This window comes from Streptomyces inhibens (assembly GCF_022221585.1).
Lineage (GTDB): Bacteria > Actinomycetota > Actinomycetes > Streptomycetales > Streptomycetaceae > Streptomyces > Streptomyces inhibens.
Map to the genome: position 1 here is coordinate 955,531 of NZ_CP084681.1, position 18,037 is coordinate 973,567.

Annotated in this window: 14 protein-coding genes; 7 read left to right on the plus strand and 7 right to left on the minus strand. The window is 68.2% G+C overall.

Annotated features, from left to right (window positions below; genetic code table 11):
• Nucleotides 1–393: 393 nt before the first annotated feature.
• A complete protein-coding gene (locus tag KI385_RS04580; protein WP_238570939.1) occupies nucleotides 394–1,023 on the plus strand; it encodes a hypothetical protein in 630 nt (209 codons plus the stop codon).
• Between the two features lie 150 nt (nucleotides 1,024–1,173).
• Entirely contained in the window at nucleotides 1,174–1,449 is a 276-nt protein-coding gene (locus KI385_RS04585) for a hypothetical protein (RefSeq protein WP_238570940.1), read from the plus strand.
• A gap of 150 nt (nucleotides 1,450–1,599) precedes the next feature.
• On the opposite strand, the gene KI385_RS04590 is transcribed toward KI385_RS04585, so the two are convergent.
• The 4 genes from KI385_RS04590 to KI385_RS44505 all read right to left on the minus strand — a co-directional run bounded on the left by KI385_RS04590 (nucleotide 1,600) and on the right by KI385_RS44505 (nucleotide 6,631).
• On the minus strand, nucleotides 1,600–4,968 hold the full coding sequence (locus tag KI385_RS04590; RefSeq protein ID WP_238570941.1) for a tetratricopeptide repeat protein: 3,369 nt from the start codon (nucleotides 4,966–4,968) through the stop codon (nucleotides 1,600–1,602).
• A complete protein-coding gene (locus tag KI385_RS04595; protein WP_238570942.1) occupies nucleotides 4,965–5,435 on the minus strand; it encodes a hypothetical protein in 471 nt (156 codons plus the stop codon). The genes KI385_RS04590 and KI385_RS04595 overlap by 4 nt, the downstream gene beginning before the upstream one ends.
• Before the next feature lie 571 nt (nucleotides 5,436–6,006).
• Nucleotides 6,007–6,234: a class I SAM-dependent methyltransferase gene (locus KI385_RS04600; RefSeq protein WP_238570943.1), complete on the minus strand. Its 228-nt coding sequence runs from the start codon at nucleotides 6,232–6,234 to the stop codon at nucleotides 6,007–6,009.
• Complete coding sequence (locus KI385_RS44505) at nucleotides 6,194–6,631, minus strand: class I SAM-dependent methyltransferase (protein WP_425356867.1); 438 nt, start codon at nucleotides 6,629–6,631, stop codon at nucleotides 6,194–6,196. Before KI385_RS44505 ends, KI385_RS04600 begins: the two co-directional genes overlap by 41 nt.
• A gap of 119 nt (nucleotides 6,632–6,750) precedes the next feature.
• Between KI385_RS44505 and KI385_RS04605 the strand changes: the two genes are divergently transcribed.
• Together KI385_RS04605 and KI385_RS04610 are read left to right on the plus strand one after the other, a co-directional pair.
• Nucleotides 6,751–7,551: a serine/threonine-protein kinase gene (locus KI385_RS04605; RefSeq protein ID WP_281066973.1), complete on the plus strand. Its 801-nt coding sequence runs from the start codon at nucleotides 6,751–6,753 to the stop codon at nucleotides 7,549–7,551.
• Nucleotides 7,552–7,815: 264 nt separating this feature from the next.
• Nucleotides 7,816–8,556: a DUF6333 family protein gene (locus KI385_RS04610; protein WP_238570945.1), complete on the plus strand. Its 741-nt coding sequence runs from the start codon at nucleotides 7,816–7,818 to the stop codon at nucleotides 8,554–8,556.
• Nucleotides 8,557–8,924: 368 nt separating this feature from the next.
• Here the strand turns inward: KI385_RS04610 and KI385_RS04615 are convergent, their stop codons facing one another.
• Nucleotides 8,925–9,218 (minus strand): peptidase inhibitor family I36 protein, encoded by a 294-nt coding sequence (locus KI385_RS04615; protein WP_238570946.1) that lies wholly within the window; start codon nucleotides 9,216–9,218, stop codon nucleotides 8,925–8,927.
• Between the two features lie 477 nt (nucleotides 9,219–9,695).
• Here KI385_RS04615 and KI385_RS04620 point away from each other — a divergent pair, with 477 nt between their 5' ends.
• A complete protein-coding gene (locus KI385_RS04620; RefSeq protein WP_238570947.1) occupies nucleotides 9,696–10,403 on the plus strand; it encodes a Crp/Fnr family transcriptional regulator in 708 nt (235 codons plus the stop codon).
• 11 nt (nucleotides 10,404–10,414) lie between these two features.
• On the opposite strand, the gene KI385_RS04625 is transcribed toward KI385_RS04620, so the two are convergent.
• The gene (locus KI385_RS04625; RefSeq protein WP_238570948.1) at nucleotides 10,415–10,948 is read right to left on the minus strand and encodes a Pycsar system effector family protein; all 534 of its coding nucleotides are present in this window, start codon (nucleotides 10,946–10,948) and stop codon (nucleotides 10,415–10,417) included.
• A 297-nt stretch (nucleotides 10,949–11,245) separates the two neighbouring features.
• Between KI385_RS04625 and KI385_RS04630 the strand changes: the two genes are divergently transcribed.
• Nucleotides 11,246–12,049: a hypothetical protein gene (locus tag KI385_RS04630; RefSeq protein ID WP_238570949.1), complete on the plus strand. Its 804-nt coding sequence runs from the start codon at nucleotides 11,246–11,248 to the stop codon at nucleotides 12,047–12,049.
• Entirely contained in the window at nucleotides 12,046–17,385 is a 5,340-nt protein-coding gene (locus KI385_RS04635) for a tetratricopeptide repeat protein (RefSeq protein ID WP_238570950.1), read from the plus strand. The genes KI385_RS04630 and KI385_RS04635 overlap by 4 nt, the downstream gene beginning before the upstream one ends.
• Before the next feature lie 335 nt (nucleotides 17,386–17,720).
• Here the strand turns inward: KI385_RS04635 and KI385_RS04640 are convergent, their stop codons facing one another.
• Complete coding sequence (locus tag KI385_RS04640) at nucleotides 17,721–17,990, minus strand: transposase (RefSeq protein WP_238570951.1); 270 nt, start codon at nucleotides 17,988–17,990, stop codon at nucleotides 17,721–17,723.
• Between the last annotated feature and the right edge of the window lie 47 nt (nucleotides 17,991–18,037).

Here is an 18,037-nt window from a genome sequence, read left to right on the forward strand (position 1 = left end):
ACACGTATCACCAACAGGGGCGACGCTCCTGGACCCAAGCGTCTGACCTGCACTTACGCGCCATGCGTGGACCAGTTGGACCCCACAGGACGCTATTTACAACCTGTGCCATGTGGTTCCGCTGTCGACGGCCACGTCGTGCAGAGGCACCTGCTGGCGGCAACACGCTGCTCAGCTGGCCTGGCAGGTCCTACGGCCCGCACACGGGTGCCGGGGCTGAACTGGGCGCGGGTGGAGACCGTCTGGTGGATCGCCATAGGGCTGCTGTAGTCGATCCGGGTGCAGCGGCCGATGTCGGCTTCGCGGTGAGGGACTGTCAGTGGGGCGCCCTACGCTCCTGCTGTGAATTTCTTCCATAACCCCAACAGCCATCCCGACCGCAATCCTGACAACATGTCAGAGCGTGTCTATCTCCGGCTGATAGCCGATGACATGCTGCCGCCGGAGATCGTCGACGCCTACGAGTACGTGCGGCCCGTGGCGGAGGGTCTCGTCGAGGCCCTCTCCCTCGACCTGGGCGACGCCGTCAGCATGCTCAGGGACTGTGACGTGGCGCAGTACGGCGGGCTGGAAAAGCTGCGGGCGGCCGGACGGGCCAACCTCCTGAAGGATCCGTTCGAGTACGACACGGCCGAGCTCGATGACGGCACGGTCCTCCACCTCGTCGCCGGCGACTCCCATTACGTGGGGAGCCAGGTGCTGGTGCTCGACGAAGTTATGCGGACCACGCACGGACACCCGCCGCCGCCCGAAGGCGTGCTGGTCGCCGTCCCCGGCCGGCACCACTTCGCCTTCCACCCGATCATGGACCACCATGCGGGCACGGCCGTCAAAGCCCTGGCGTCCTTCGGCCTCGAATCGTACGAAAACGACGCCGACGATGGGAACGGCCCCATCTCCCCGTACCTGTACTGGTGGCGTGACGGAACCCTGACCTCGCTGACCGCCTTTGACAACAGAGACGGCACGCTCACGATCGAGGTGCCGGGGGAGCTAGAGCCGATCATGGGCCCGTCGGCCTAGCGGCGCGGCCGCCGGGGGTCGGCGCGCCTGCCCCCGGCCTCTTCGGCGTACAGCTCGAAGCACAGCGACCCAGACCTGTTTTCTCCCATCGATGGGAACACTGCCGCGCATCGCCGTGCCAGCCGCCGCGGAATCCCCCGCGATATCCGCATGTCCCTCGTCGTCGTGGAGCTCGCTTTGCATGTTCCTGCCACGATGGGCCGCGGGTGCGCGGTTGGCGCGGGAGGCGGCCCTGCCTGCTCGATCGCCTTCAGTAGTGCAGTCCAGGTCTCGATCTATGCAGCGGTGTTCTCCGAGCTTGTCGCTGAAATCGCGTTCGCCGTTCTGCACGAGGGCGTCCTCGACCGGAGGAAGCCGCGGAAACCCAGAACCGCCATACGGATCGACCGGACCGCGCGGGCGGAACGGATTCATCCGGATGAATGATGACGTCGATCTCTCCCCCGTATGTCGGAGACCGGGCATCCGGCTTACCTCTCGGTGGCGCCCGCTGCCTGGCTACCCAAGAGGAGTGCACCGACCTGCTGCTGGACCTCGCCGCGCGCCCTCCGTATGGCTTGGACGAATGGGTCCAAGTCAGGTCCGGGGACCGGTACGGTCGGCTAGCGCTTGGTATACGTCCTGGATCGTCGCTGAGGCAACGACCACCTTCCGGATCTTGTCCGCTTTCTCCGTGAGGCCGAGCTTGTCGAGCACTGTGACGTAACTGCCCAGGACACCCCGCAGATCATCCGCATACGCCTGTGGCGAGCGCGAGGCCAACTGCAGGAAGAGGAAGACCGCTTCCTCTATCGCGGCCCGGGCGTGTGGGAGCCCGCTGTCATCGGCTGCCCGCATGCGGGCTACTCCCCACAAGGCGTTGGCGATGAAGGGACGGTAGGCGGCCGGGTCGGCCGCGGCCAAGCGCCGTAAGGTCTCGACGACCTCTTCGGCCGCCGCCAGCGCCTCGCTCCGCCGCCCGAGTTTGGTCAGCAGGCCGGCGAGGCTGTTGACGGACACGGCGAGATTGGGCAGATGGGTAGCCGGGTCGGCTTCGACCAGGCGCCACCAGATTCCCAGCGCCTCGTGCGCGGCCGGCAGCGCTCCATCCTGCCCCAGGTCGGACAGGAGACCGGCCAGGTTGACCAAGGTCTTGGCGAGGTCGGCCTGGTAGACGTCGGGGTCGACCTCGGCCAGCCGTTTGCGGACCACCACAGCCTCGCGGGTGGCCGACAGTGCTTCCTGCAGCCTCCCCGACGCTCTCAGCCGCCCAGCGAGGTCGTTCAGAGACGTGGCGAGGCGGGACAGGTGGGCATCGGGGTCGGTCTCGGCCAGCCGCCTCCGCGCCACGACGGCCTCCTGGACGGCGAGCAACACCTCGGGCCGCTGCATGCCGGCCAGGAGAGCACCCAGGTTGTCCAATGCGCCGGCGAAGTCGAGAAGATGGGCGTCCGGGTCGGCCTCAGCCAGCCGACGGTTGATGTCGGTGGCCTCTTGGAGGACTGGCAGCGCCTCGTCCAGCCGTCCCAGGCGGGCAAACGCGGCGCTGAGGTTGTTCAGCGCTTTGGCGAAGTTGGCCGGGTAGACGTCGGGGTTGACCTCGGACATCAGCCGCCGATACATGCCGGCGGCTTCCTGAAGGACCGGCAACGCCTCATCCAGCCGCCCTGCGCTGACCAGGTAGCCGCCGAAGTTGTCCAGGGACGCGGCGAGGGCGGGTCGGTGGGCGTCGGGGTTGGCCTCGACCAGCCGCCGGTGGACCGTGACAACCTCTTGCGCGGCCTGCAGTGCCTCCTGCAGCCGTCCGAGGTCGTACAACAAGAGGCAGCGGTTACGCAGTGCTCTGGCGAGGTCGGGCAGGCAGGCGCCGGGATCTGTCTCCGACAGCAACCGGAGCAGACCGATGGCCCCTTCGGAACCTTCCAACGCGTGCTCTGGCCGCCCCACGTCGGAGAACAGGAGACTGAGACTGTCCACACACAGGGCGAGCGGGAGCATGTGGCGCGAGGGCTCGGTCTTGGCCAACCGGTCCAAGATCGCTGCTGCTTCCAGAGTGACCCGCAGAGCTCGTTCTTTCTCTCCCCGCGCAGACAGCTCGTTGCCGAGGTTGAGCAGGGCTCCGGACAGGCCGGGCAAGTGTTTGTCCGGGTCGGCCTCTGCCAGCTGCCGAAAGATCCCGGTGGCCTCTTCAGTCGCCACCAGTGCCTCGGCCCGCCGCCCCTGCGCGGACAGGTAGCTGCTGAGGTTGATCAGGGATCCGGCGAGGCCGCCCAGATTCTTGTCCGGGGCTGCCTCGGCCAGTGGACGAAAGATCTTGACGGCCTCCTCGGCGGATATCAAGGCTTTGCTGCCCAAGCCGGCGCTGTCGTACCGCGTGGAGAGATTGCTGTGCAGAACAGCCTGATCGCCGGGGTCTCTGGTGTCGGCCAAGCGGCGGGCAGTGAGGCGCTCGGCCACGGAGGCGATGCCGACGTCGAGGTCAAAGTGGCGGCCGGGTAGCACGGCGTCGATCGACTCGAGCACACCCAGGAGGCCCCCGTCGAGGAACTCCCCATCACCGATCCTGGCGAGCACTGTGAGGGCGGCCGAGCCTGCGTCCAGCGCGAGTCGGGGGTCAGCCTTCACGACGGGGTATAGGTGGCCGTCCCCGACATGGGGCCAGCGGTCGGCAGCGGCCGCGAGGTAGGAGACCGCGCGCGGGGTCCAGGCCGGTGCGGTGCCGTCGAGGTTGCGGCGGAGCAGTGCGGCAGAGGCGGTGGACGCCCAGTCGTCCGTCGGGTAGCCGGTGATCGGGCTTCCGGGCAGCATCAGGGCGAGGAAGTCCTCGGCGAGCCGGTCGGGCAGCAGGGGCTCGAGGGTGTGGGCTCGGGCGGGGTCGGTGGGCGGGTAGCAGACGGCATGGTCGGTAAGGATCTGCTCGGTGGGCGCCTGCGGCATGAGCAACTCGAGGACGGTCCGAGCGGCCTGGCGGTGAGTGGGCCCGGCAAGGGTCGCGGCGAACACCGTGCGCGCCATCACCGCGTCGGGCGTGCGGAAACCGAGGCCGCGCTCGGCGTTCTCGTACAGCTGCCGCCAGTTTTCGTGCTCCCGGTCCAGCAGGTAGACGGTGAGGCCGACTACGTCGGCGGGCGCGCGACGGCCATGGGCCGCGGCGTCAACGGCGACCAGCGCGGCCATGTGCACCGCCAACGTCAGCCCGAAGTCCGGGTGGCCCAATGGGCCTGGGGGCGTGATCGCGTGCGGATCGGTGAGATGCGGGTAGTGGCGGGTGAAGCATTCACGCGCGGTGGTGAACATCCGGTCGCGCGCGCTGCCGTCGTCAGGCAGGGGCGGCAGGTGTTGGTCGGAGGTGTCGATGCTCTCCCGGAGCTGGTTGAGCTTGCCCCGCAGTGCGGGCCACCCGCTCGCCGATCGGCCGATCAACAGGATCCTTGCTGGGACCGACCGGCGCAGGAGTCGATTGTGGAACAGCCAACTCAGGTCCGAGATGGGCCAGCGATCCGCGTAGTCGACCAGCAGCAGAACGCCTTTGTGCCCGTCCAGGCGCAGGTCCTGGCTGCCTTCTGCCGGTGGGTGGGCGTCGGTGCCGTGCACAGCGTCCACGACCTTCCACCCCATGCGCTGGGACTCGGTGGCGAGCAGGTTCGCCAGCCGGGTCTTGCCCTGGCCGCCCTCACCGTGCACCCACCGCACCGCGAACCGAGTGTCCGCGTCCCGCCATGTAGCCAGCTTTTCCAGCTCGTCGGCCCGGCCGGTGAAGTCGACGACTTCCGCGCGTGCGTCGAGCATCCGGCTGGGCTGGGCCCGCAGCCACTGCGATTCCAGGCCCGTCACCTGCCGGTGTCCGAACAGCAGATACACCGGCTTGCCGTCGCCGAAGACATGGATGTCCGCGCCGACGCATCCGTACCCGAAGCCGCTCTCGACGTGAACGACCTGCTGGACCGCTGCTGGTTCCTGCGTCATTCGGCAACCTCGGGCTCTTCACCGGCGACCAGTTGACGCGAAATCGGCTGCTCCATGGGACCTTGACGCACGATCACGTTGCCGCCCAGAGCGGCGAAGACCTGACCGTTGTCGCGCGCAACATTCGTCTGCTGCCAGATCTGTTGCGCCGGTGGCAGTTCGGCTTGCACCTCACCCACCAGCCGCCGGAGTTCCTCCGCCGCATCAGGGTGCTCGCGCAAGAACTCCGCAAGTTGCAGCCGCCAGACGGGAACCAGGTCATGCCGGGCGCCGTCGGCATCCACGGACCGCGCCACCAATGCGGCATGCCCGTCCATCTGTGCTTCGATGGCTGTTTGCTCAGCGAGTCCGGCGCGGCGGAACAACCGAGCCACCCGTGCGCGCGCCGTCGTCCAAGCATCGGTGGCCATTGCTGCCACCACGGTTGTCGCTCCCGTCATGGCCAGGGCGGCCGCATCTTCGAGCACGAAGACTCCTCGACGTCAGGAATCGGAAATGGGAGCGCAGCGCCCGGCCAACTCATCTCTGTTCACTGGACGTTGTTCTCTCTCCTTGCCTCTGCATCCTGGCACGCTGCTCTTGGTTGAAGCCTGACAGTGCCGAGTGCTATGACCAGCTCGTTACAGTGCGGCATGAGCAGCGCCCAGCCCAGAACCTTCTGTCGACCAGCATGCCCAGGCAGCCGTGCAACGACTGATGAGGCTCAGGCGAAGTCGAACAGTTGCGTGGGAGCGGATGGGGGGCTGCGGCGCGACGCATCGGACCGTCCCGAGGAGTCCGTGGTCAGAGCTCAAGGGCCAAGATCCTGAGACAGGATGGCGCAGCCCGCGAATGAGACAATTCGGCGAAGTCCAGGCCACCGGACCGGAATGGGACGTTCCGAATGAGACCCTACACACCAGCCGAGTGAGGTACCCGCGCCTGGACGATGAGAGTTCCGAGGTTGTCCGGGTCCGGGGCCTCCAGGACGCGGGCTTCTACATCCAGGAAGCCGTAGTTCATGAGGATGCCCTTCCATATGTCCTCGGAGTACGCCCATCACTGGATCGGCAACACCTTGCCTGTGAATCCGTTTCCGTACATGCCCTGCGCGCCGTAGCAACCGTCAACGGCTGGCACCTGGGAGAAGACCAGAGTGCCGCCAGGGTTGAGCCGGTCCCGGATGGCGGGGATGAGTCGACTCGGGTCGGTGAACCAGAAGGCTCCCCACACCAAGTAGAGGGCGTCATACCGCTCTTCGGTCGTCTTGAGGCAGTCCACCGCCATCCCGGAGGGCGAACCGAGCCCCCTGCACGTCGCCCCAACGCTCCTGGGCGTACTTGATCTGGAGTGGTGAGAGGTCGAGCCCGGTGGCCTCGATGCCCCTTCGGGCGAGATAGGCGACTTCATTGCCACTGCCACAGCCAAGTTCGAGGGCCGTGTCAGTAGCCGTTTCGTTTCCGAATCTGGTGTGCGGATTTTCGCAGGTCAGGTGTGATGTCCGCGTTGTCGAGGCAGTCTTGTGGCCGTCTTGTTCGTCCTGGATGGCGTGGAGGTGGCGGATGCCGTCGATGCGGGCAGTACTCGAGGGCCGTGAGCAGGCTGCTCTGCTGCGGGTGGGGGAACTGCGGGCGGAGTTCGTGTGGGGGCAGCTCTTGCGGAGGCGGAAGAGGCGCTGAATCATCGAGTGGACCACTGCCGCGCAGCCGACCGCAGCGCCTGTGACCACCGGACCCAGCCCGGGAGGCGCCCCGGACGCCGGCAGGAAACCCACCTTATCCGCGCCGTATCGGCCGCTACGATCTGACGGCCCGGCTGGGACAGGGCGGCATGGGGACGGTCTACCTCGGCCGTTCACCCGGAGAGCGCCTCGTCGCGGTCAAGGTCATCCAACGGGAGCTGGCCGCCGATCCCACATTCCGCAAGCGGTTCGGCCGCGAGATCGAGGCCGCGCGCCGAGTCGGCGGGTTCCACACCGCGTCGGTGGTCGCCGCCGACCCGCAGGGCGACCCGCCCTGGCTGGTCACCGACTACATCCCCGGCCCGTCGCTGCACCACGTCCTCGGGCAGCACGGCGCCCTACCGGTCAAGACCGTGCACACCCTCGCGGTCGGCATCGCCGAGGCTCTGGAAGGCATTCACGCCTGCGGCATCGTGCACCGCGACCTCAAGCCCAGCAACATCATCATTTCCGATACCGGGCCCCGCGTCATCGACTTCGGCATCGCCCGGGCCCTCGACAGCACCCGGATCACCCGTGCCGATCACGTTATCGGCACCCAGGGTTTCCTCGCCCCGGAACAACTCACCGGCGCCCCGGTATCGTTCGCCACGGACGTCTACACCTTCGGCATGGTGCTGTGCCACGCGGCCGGGGCCGTGCCCGCGGCGGACAGCGGATCCTCCGAGCCGGACCTAGGCTTGTTGCCGTCCACCTTGTCCGGCCTCGTCACCCGCTGCCTCGACCATGCCCCGGAACGCCGCCCGACCCCGACCGAAGTGGTCGAAGAGCTCTCCGGCATCCGCTCGTCCGGAGACTGGCTTCCACCCGCCGTCCGCACGATGGTCGAGCTGCACACCGCCTCCACCGTCGCCGCTGACTGAGGAAGCACCTCGGAGCACTCATGGATGCTGGTCCTCAAGGTCATGATGTGGGTGATTGCATCGCGTCACTGATCGCGGAGGCTGGTTCTGGCAGGACCCCAGTACACGGAGTGGGTCCATCGTCCTGCGGTCGCGGTGTGACGCAGAGGGCGGTCGACCGGGGATGGCTCCTGCCCGGTTCGCGTTGGAGGAACAAACACGCTGACGCGACGTCAATGGGCAGGGCTCGCGCCGCTGTCAGTCGTCATCGCTACGGTGCCCGTCATGACCGACATCTCTTTCTGGACGCACCCGCCCGAGACGGCCGTCCGCAGTTCGAACTCCGACGAATACATCATCACCCTCCTGGACCCGCCGCTGCCCGAGAGCACCGCCGAGTTGTCGCCTCACGACCACGTGCGGGCACGCGCGTTCGCTGAAGCCTTCCCTACGGTCGACGCGGTGCTGGAAGAACTTCCTCCCATGCCTGCGTCCGAGGTTCTGTTTGCGGAGACGCTCTCAGACCTGGATCTGATCACGATCGGCTGCTGGGGCAACGTGACCTGCATATCCGATCCGGCCCTCGCCACTTACGACGCCGGCATGACTCCGGTCCTGAATGAGGTCACAGCCCTCCACGAGCGCTACCCCAGTGCCCTGATCGTGGGGTCCGCTGCCCCCGACTTCGGCGAGACGCACACGGAGGACGTGATCTGTCTTCCCGACGGTCTGACGCTCTTCGCTTCCGGGTTCCCCGCTTACGAAACCCCGTGGTTCGTCGACGGCGACCCCCACACCATCCTGAGTGCTCTCGGCATCGACCTGACCGATCTGACCGACGAAGATCGCGAATACCTCTGCCTGGACGAAGAACCCCACCTCACCAACTGGGGGATGTTGGGAGGACTGGTCCTTGAGCACTGTGGCCGCAGGCTCCGAACCGGGCCCCAGATATCCGTCTTCCGCGTCCGCCACACCGAGGACTACACCTCGATGATGGAGGAGATGTGGATGTGGACGCGCTAGGGATTGTCCGGTGGGTCACGTCCGTAGCCACAGATGGATCGCGGCGAGGGTGACTGTGAGCCCACTCTGGATCCGAAGGATCACCTGCCCCACAGGGATCGGAACGACACAGGCGCAACTCAGTCACACGACCCGCCGGACACTGCCTGGCAAGGGGGGCCTCGCCCCGTACGGTTCGCAGCGAGGGGTCCCGCGACCAGCGCTGGTCGCGGGACCCCTGCTCCTTTTTCGTGTGCTTCGCGTCGGACCGCTCGTACGGGGCCGGCCCGTTAGCCACGAAGGGGTATCGCCCTCAGCGCCAGCTCACCGCGGTGAGGTTGGGGTTTTCCTGGCCCGGGCTGAGCGTCACCTTCCCGCCACCGCATCCCTCAGTCGTAGAACGAGTAGACCTCGGCGGTATGGTTGACGACCGACTTCGCGATGTTCGGGGTCGCTCCGCATATCGGCATGTTCACCAGGTTTTCGTTCACCGGGGTCCCGCCGAAGTTCGGCTCGGGGAAGAAGCACACATGGTCGACCGGGCAGGCAGCCTTGGCCCGGCTCACCTCGCTCTGGCGTACGTCGCCGGGTGACGCCTGAGCACTGGTCGCGAGGCCGAGGGTCAGCAGGCTGGCGGCCGCGGCGGACACCAGGACACCGGTCCGCAGACAACGGCTGCGCATTGATCTCCTTCTGACGTGTGGAGCGCTACCAGACCCTGGCATGTCTCACGACCCTACGGCCGGACTGCCGTCGGGCCTGGCCGCCGCATCGGCAGGTGCGGTGTCGGCCCGCATCGCACGGCCGATGGCTGCGGCGACTTCTGGGGAATCCCAATAAGCGGAGTGGGTCCACAAGCCGGTGCTGGCTCCATCGATGCCGCGGACGTCGTCCGGGTAGCTGTTCGCAACTCGTATGTCGGGCAGGCTGTCGGCCGCCGACTGCGACGCCGACGCGCCCTCGTCTGACGGATGACTCAATCGGCAGGTGGGCGCACCACGGGCGCGACCTGAAGCACATCGACCCAGTGGAACCGCTTCCGCGGAAGGCTGCACGATGATGTCCTGTGGTGGGCGGCTGCAGCCCCTCTCCAACAGTACGGGAAGGGGAGCGCGGCTCGGCAGCCACGCCTGCAGGCATACGGAGACAGGGGGATGCCCGTGGATGTTCCCATCGGGTCCGAGGAGTGGCCCGCGCGCAGTCTGCTGGGGGTGCTGTCGCTCCCGGCGCGGATGGAACTGCTCGGCCTGGGTACCGAGGCCCGGTTCAATGCGGGTGACGTGCTGCTGAGAGAGGGGTGGGACGACCGACACGTACTGCTGTTGCTGTCCGGGTCCGTCAAGGTCACGGCGACCGTGGAGAACGGTGAAACCTCGCTCCTCGCGGTCAGGGCCGGTGGAGACACCGTGGGCGAGATGGCGGCCATGGACGGAGCACCGCGCTCGGCGACGGTCACCGCCTGTGGCCCGCTGACCGCCCGGAAATTGCCAGCCGACGTGCTGCGGGAGCTGCTGCTGAACCGGCCCGAGATCTCCATAACCCTGACCGGGATCATCGCCAACCGGCTGCGCTGGGCGAATCGGCGGCGGCTTGACTTCCGCGGGTATCCGGCGAAGGTGCGGCTGGCCCGGCTGTTGGTGGAACTCGCCGACTGCTACGGAGCCGACCGGGCCGATGGAGTGGAGATCGGCTGCTCGCTGACGCAGCCGGACCTGGCCACGATGGTCGGCGCCGCCGAGACGACCATCCACAAGGTGCTGAGTGAACTACGCAAGGACGTCTTGCTGAAGACCGGCTACCGAACTGCCACCATCCTGGACCTGCCCCGGCTCACCAGGCTCGCGGACCTGTCACCTCCGCAGCCGTAGTCGAGCCGACGTCAGATCAACACCGGCAGCAGGGTCACGCTGAGTCCCGCGCTCACACCCATGACGGCCGTGCACACCACCGTGCCCGCCAACCAGCGGTACTTGCGTACGGCGACGTGGGCGAGGAACCGCACGGTGTGCGACAACTCCCGGCGATCCGCGGCGTCGTCCGGGTACGCGCCGTCAGCGGGCGGCGCGTCGGCGGGCAGGATGTCGGGGCCCGACGCCAGCTGGACGAAGCAGTACCGGTTGCCGGCCGGGCCCCGCAGCATCCGGGGACGCAGTGTCGCCGCCAGGCTCACCGCGCCCCCGACCAGACCGCAGACGAACAGGGCCAGCAGCGTCCCCGCAAACGCCCCGGCCACGCTGCCCTGCCCGCAGACGAGCACGGACTGTCGAATCCACGCTCCCGTCGTGCCGACCAGCGCCGCCTGCACTGCCGCCAGGATCCCGGCCTTCGCGTCCGCGTGCTGGTGGGTCGTCTGCAGCGCGGTGAACATGTACTGCGCGGGGCGGCTGTCGGCTGCCTGCCTGGTCGGTGCCATGAAGTCTCCTCCGGTCGACGAGCACGAGCTCCGTCCAGTAAGCGGGCGAAGGCCCCCACCGGACCAGTCACTTCTGCAGGTTCTCCGGACTTCAGAAGCGGTCGCACTTCCCAGCAACCTGTACTTTCACGGGGTTCACACCGGAATGAAGGTGTACGAATGCTGTGTACCGGCGCTCGCCTTCGGGGGAGCGGGCGGGCGTCGGTTTCCCCGGCGGGATCTGTGTAGTAACTCCTTTGAAGGGGATTTGAGAGATACGCCAATCTCCCCTCCGAGGTTCGTGTACCGAGAGGTGTCATGGTAGGGAACGGTGTGGACGAGCTGGGCGACGTACGGGCGTTCCGGCGCAGGCTGTTGCTGGCGGTCGACGCGAAGGGATACGGCGGCGTCGACGCGGAGACGCAGCGTCAGTTCCAGGAAGCGATCGTCCGGTTGCTCAACGAGGCAGCCGACACCGCCGAGTTGGACCGCGGGGAATGGGTGACGCAGGAGGGCGGGGACTCGTTGTTCGCCGTCCTGCCCGGGGATGCCTCCGAGCCGGCCTTGGTCGACGACTTCATGCGCGCCCTCGACGCCGGACTGCGAGCCTTCAACTTCGGTCAGGGGCGGCGGCCCTGGCTCAGACTGAGAGCGGCCGTCCACTTCGGCTCGGCCTCGCTGGGCGCCAACGGCTTCGTCGGCCGGGCTCCGGTCGAGGTCGGCCGCATCCTCGACTGCGCGGCCCTGCGCACCGCCCTGGTTCGGGCGCCGTACGCCTGCCTGGCCGTCGCGGTGTCGGCGACCGTCTTCCACGATGTCGTACAGGAGGCGTACACCAGCATTCCGGCGAACGAGTTCCGGCGCGTGAGTGTCGAGGAGAAGGAGCACCGGGGGGAGTCCTGGATCTGGGTCCCGGGCGCCGATGTACGGCAGCTGGACCTGGAGCCGGACCCGCAGGAGATCACGCCGAACCACGCACCGGGGTCCGGGCCCACCGTCGGCAACCTGCGCAGTGGGGACGGCAGCGCGATCGCCGTGGGCCATGGGGCCAGCGCGACGGTCACCAATGGGGCTGGCGGTCGTCCCGGTCAGGCTCCCGGAACCGCGGGTGACCGGCCGTGACCGGGAACGCCTCTGGGCAGCATGAGGCGGACGGCCGGGCGGGAAGCCAGGGCCCGAGCGCCAACAACGTGGCGGGTGGCGACGGCAGCGCGATCGTCGTGGGGCATGGGGGCAAGGCGTCGGTCGTCAACGTCTATGGCACGCGCCTGCACGCCATCGAGAAACTCCCCGTCCCGTCCGCTCCCAGATCAGCGTGGCTGATGAAGCAGCCCAGCCGTCTGCTGGACGCCCGCAGCCACGTCGTGCCCTTCATCGGCCGGGAAGCCGAACTGGAGCGGTTGCGTCAATGGCGGGACGCCCCCGGCGCGCGACTGTCGGTCCTGCTGCTGCATGCTCCCGGCGGGCAGGGCAAGACCCGGCTCGCCACGGAGTTCGCCGAACGATCACGGAGCCCAGAACTGCCGGCGGGCGAGCGATGGCGGGTCCTGCAGGCGGGATTCCGGGGTGCCCCCGTCGGCCCGTCATCGTCGGTCGGCGAAGCCGCACAAGCCGACGCCGAGGCCGGAGTGCTGCTCGTCGTCGACTACGCCGACCGGTGGGCGCACAGTGAACTGGAACGCCTGCTGTCCCACCCTGTGCTCAACCGGGAGAGCCCCACACGTGTCCTGCTGATCGGCCGCACCGTCCGCTGGTTCGCCGCCCTGCGCGCCGAGCTCGGCGAACGCCGAGCCGACTCCGGTGATCTGATCCTGCCCTCGCTGGCCGCGGACCGGCTGCGGATGTTCACCGCCGCCCGTGACCGCTACGGCGCCACCGACCTGTACGGCCTGGGGGACACCGCGGACATCCAGCCGCCGGGCTCCCTCGATCTCCCGGACTTCGGCCTGACGCTGAACCTGCACATGGCCGCGCTGGTCGCCGTCGACGCCCACGCTCAGGGCAAGAAGCCGTCCTTCACCGAGCCGCATGAGCTGTCGGCGTACCTGCTGGACCGTGAACGCCTGGCGTGGCAGCGGCTCTACGACGCCGGAAAAGAAGGGCAGACCTACCGTACCGACCCCGACGTCATGGCTCAGACCGTGTTCACCGCCGTACTCACCGGAGCGGTCGACCACATCACGGGGAAGCGAGCCCTGTTGACGCTGGACCTTCCAGAACACTCCGGGTATCTCCTGAAGGATCACCGGTTCTGCTACCCGCCCGCCGACCGGGCTCTGGTCCTGGAACCCCTCTATCCCGACCGGCTCGCGGAGGACTTCCTCGGCCTGCTCACCCCCGGGCATGACATCACCTCCTACGAACCCGATCCGTGGGCGAGCGATGTTCCCCGCAGCCTGACCGCTGAAGAGGATCTCCGGGCTGACATCGCCCCGCGCGCGGTGACCTTTCTGGCGTCCGCCGCCGGCCGCTGGACCCATGTCCGGGAGAAGGTCCTGTACCCGCTGTTGCGCAGCGATCCCGGCCTCGCGATCGCCGCTGGCAGCCCCGCTCTGACCACGCTGGCCTCCCTCGGAGACATGGGCGGCCCGGACGGCGGATCCATCGACCCAGAGCTGCTGGCCGTACTGGAGGCCGTCGAGTCCCGCTTGCCCGCGGGCCGCGACGTCAACCTGGACATCGGCATCCTCGCGGTCATGGAGGTCCTGATCGCTCACCGCCTGGCCGACACCACCGACCTCAGCGAGCGGGCCTGGCTGTACGGCACCCTGTCGTGGCGCCGAGCCAACGCCGGTCGCCGGGAGGAAGCGGTCGCCGCGGCCGAGGAGACCGTCCGTCTGCACCGGCAACTCGTCGAGGACGCCCCGGACCGTCCCGACCATCCCCATCGCCTCGGCAACCTCAGCCGCTTGGCGACCTCCCTGGCCAACCTCGGCGACCGGCTGTCCGACGTGGGGCGCCCGGAGGAGGCGCTCTTCCTCTCCGAGGAGTCCGTGGCGATCAGCCGGCGGCTGGCCGAGGCGGACCCCGTCGCTTACCAGAGCGACCTGGTGAGGTCACTCACCAGCCTCGGCAACAGGCTGTCAAGGCATGGCCGCCGGGAAGAGGCGCTGGCCGCTCTCCAAGAGGCCGCCGGTCAGGAGCGGCAACTGGCCGCCGACGCCCCAGCGCCTCAACGGAGCGACGTCGCCGGATCGCTGGCCAACCTCAGCATGCACTTGACCGATGCGGGTCGTGAGGAGGAGGGCTTGGCCGCCGCGCAAGAAGCCACCGAGCTGTTCCGGAAACTGGCTGAGGCGAACCCCGCCGCCGAGTCCCACCACCTGGCCGGGACGCTGAACAACCTCGGGCGCGCGTTGCTCGGCGTGGGCCGTGCCGAGGACGGCCTGGTGGTCGTCCAGGAGGCCACCGACCTGTTTCGGAAACTGGCGGCCGCGAACCCCACGGCCCATCAGCCCGACCTGGCCATCGCACTGCGCAACCTCAGCACGTTCCTCTCGGATCTGGACCGCAACGAAGAGGCGCTAGCTCCGGCCCAAGAGGCCGTTGAGATCCAGCGGCAGCTGGCCGAGGCTGCGTTGGGTACCCACCGCCTCGATCTTGCCCACTCGCTGAACACCCTCGGCAAGTGTCTGGGGGACCTGGGCCGTGAGGAACAAGCACTGGCCGCCACCCAGGAGGCCGCCGACCTGTTCCAGCAGTTGGCTGTGGCTCACCCCACCATCGACCTCCCCGAATACGCGGAAGTCATGTATCGGCTGTCCCTTCCTCAGAGGGAACGTCGGGAGCAGGTCCGGGCGGCCACGCAGGAGGCAACGGAACTGCACCGCCGACTGGACACGGCCACCCCCGGCACCGACCTCTCCGACCTCGCCACGTCGCTGGCCGATATCGGCATGACCCTTGCCGAGCTGGGGCGAGTGGAGGAAGCCACGACCGCTGTCGAGCGGGCCACCACCGTCCGCCTCGACTCCGGCGACCGGGATGGCGCGGCGACACTGCTCCTGAACCTCGGCAGCAAACTGGGGAATATGCGGCGGTTCGAGGAGGGAGTCACCGTCAGCGAGCGGGCCGCCACGCTCTTCCACGAGATCGGCGACCGCAGTCTGGAAGCCGCGGCGCTGACCAACCTCAGCAAGGCCCTGGCCGGCCGGGACAGGCCCGACGAGGCCGCCGACGCCTCCGGGCGGGCCGCTGCCGTCTACCGGGAGACGGGTGAGCCGCGCCTTGAGGCCGGAGCGCTGACCAATCAGGGCAACGCGCTGACGACGGCGGAGCGGCACGAGGAAACCGTCACCGTCAGCCGACGCGCCGTAGCCGTCCTGGAAGAGAGCGGCGAAAGCCGCATGGGCGCGCCACTACACAACCTCGGCCATGCCCTGTTCATGCTGGACCGTTTCGAGGAGTGTGTCGCGCCTCTCCGGCAAGCCGCCGCCGTCTACCACGAGAAGGGGAACCCCGATAGCGAGGCCGACTCCCTGGACTACCTGGGCGACGCCCTGTTCAGGCTGGAACGGTACGAGGAGGCCGCGACCGCCTTCGAACAGTCCGCGGCCCTCCGGCGCGGGATCGGCGACCCCAGAGGGGAGGGCCGGGCGTTCGAACTGCTCGCCCCCGCCCTGATCCAGCTGCGGAGATTCGAGGAAGGCATCACCGCCGCCCAGCAGGCCGCCGTCCTCCTGGGTGGGACCGGCGACCACGAGGGTGAGGCGCGGTCACTGATCAATCTGGGTAATGCCGCCGCCGAGGCGGGCCGGTTCGCCCAGGCCGCGACGGCGTGCGGGAAGGCCGCCGCTCTCTTCCGTGAGACTGGCGACCACAGCGGCGAAGCCGACGCGCTGGCCAACCGGAGCGGGGCCCTGGCGAAGGCGGAACGGTACGGGGAGGCCGTCAGCGCCTGTGAGCAGGCCGCCGCCCTCTACCGCACGGTGGGCAGGCGCTCGCGCGAATGCGCGGTGCTGCACGGTCTGGGTACCCATCTCTTCAAGGCGGGACGGTACGCCGAGGCCGTCACCGTCTACGAACGGGCGCTCGTGAGCTGCCGGGAGACCGGCGAACGCAGCAGCGAAGGCGAGGTACTCCTCGCGTTGGGCCTCACCCTCGTGTACCTGGACCGCTTCGAACAGGCAGTCACCGTCTGCGAGCAGACCGTCGTCCTCCTGCGCGAGACCGGTGATCGTGGCGGTGAGGGGGCGGTGTGGACGTGCCTCGGAACCGCGCTGGCGAAGCTGGACCGGGTCGAGGAGGCCATCACCGCCCGCCGAGAGGCCGCTGCGGCATACCGCGACACGGGCAACCTCGTCGGCGAAGCCGGCGCGTCGGGCGAACTCGGCACCGATCTGGGCAAGGTGGGCCGGTACGCGGAATCCGTCGAAGCCAGCAGGCGGGCCGCCGAGCTCTACCGGCAGCTCGGTGACGGCGCCCACGAGGCTCTCGCCTGGTACCACCTCGGTATCGGTCTGCACAGCAATGAGCAGGACGAGGAGGCCGTCACCGCCAGTTCGCGGGCCGCGGCCCTCTATCGCGAGCACGGCGACCGGCGGGGTGAGGCCAACGCACTGCAGAACCTGAGCATCGCCCTGTCGTCGGTGAGGCGGGGCAAGGAGGCCATCACCACCGCGCAGCGGGCCATCGACTGCTACCTGGAGTCAGGCGACGAGCGAGGCGAAGGCAAGTCGCTCTACAACCTCGGCACGTTCCTCCTGGGCGAGGAACGGTACGAGGACGCCATCACCGCCTACGAGGGAGCCGCTGACATCATGCAGCGGCTCGGTTCAACCTCCCTCCAAGCAGCCGCGCTACTCCACCTCTCCGACGCCCACCGGGCGCTGGGCCGCCTCAGGGAATGCATCGTCGTCCTGCGTCAGGCCGCCGATGTCTACGAAGCAATCCGCGATCTCAAGAGTGAGGGCAACGCCCGTCTCCACCTCGGTCACACGCTCCTGAAGACGGAGCGGTACGAGGACGCCGCCGACGCCTACCAGCGGTCCGCCACCGCGTACGGCGAGATTGGCGCGGTGGATCCCCAGGGCATGGCGTTGCTCGGCGCCGGTGAGGCGCTCGTGAAGGTGGGCCGGTTCGAGGAGGCCGTCACCTTCGGCCTGCGGGCCGCCGACCTGTACAGCACGGCAGGGAGCCTCGATCACGCGCGCTGGGTGCTGTTCAAGCTCAGCTCCTTGTTCGCAATGGGGAGCCGGGCCAAAGAGTGCATTCCTGTGTTGCGGCGGTGCCTCTTGGTCTGCCAGGAGATGGGGGACCGGCTTCAGGAAAGCTGGGCGCTCGTCATGCTGGGCGGTGCACTGGTGGATGCACGGCAGTACGTGGAAGCCGTTCCCGTCAACCAGCAGGCCGTCCACCTCTGCCTCGAGCTGGACAACTCCAAGGGCCTGAACTTGGCCCTGAGCCAACTGGGGAAAGCCCAACACGGCCTGAGGTTCGGCGACCACCGCCTGCCCTGACACCACGCCCCCGCCTCGCGCAGAGGCCGCTGTCGTTGAAACCATACGCACAGAGCTGGTCAGACGGTGACGAAGATGTCGACTACCGCAGTGTTCCCGGCGGCGTCCGACTTGCCGAGCACAACGTCTACGACACCGCCTGATGCGCTTCCGCCATTTACGACAGGTCGTGGATGGCGGAATGTTCCGAACGAGTGGCCGCCTGTGCCCGCTATGCAGTGGCCCGGGCGCTCGGATCGGAGGACGAGAAGTTCGACTTCCTGCTCGCCTGAGGGAAACACGTCCGTGGTCCGCGTCTCGGACCCTGTCCTTGCCGGAATCCTCATCCGTGCAGGTCATGCGGCATGTCGGTACTCGTGGAGGATGCCACCGAGGCGTTCGCGTCTTCGTATGTTGAGGCTGGCGATCTGGTCCGGAGCGGCGATCGGCGTGGGTAATGGATTCAGCGGACGGGCATTCGCGATGCCCTGGTGCGGCCGATGAGCGTTGTAGAACTGCTCGAACTCGCGCAGCGCGTGGAGCAGGTGCCGCTGGTTCCAGATCAAGGTCCGGTCCAGCAGTTCACGCCGGCAGGTCTGCACCCACCGCTCCATGAGCGAGTTCATTCTCGGCATCCGAACAAAGTCAGCATTGAGTCAGCATGGACCCTGCC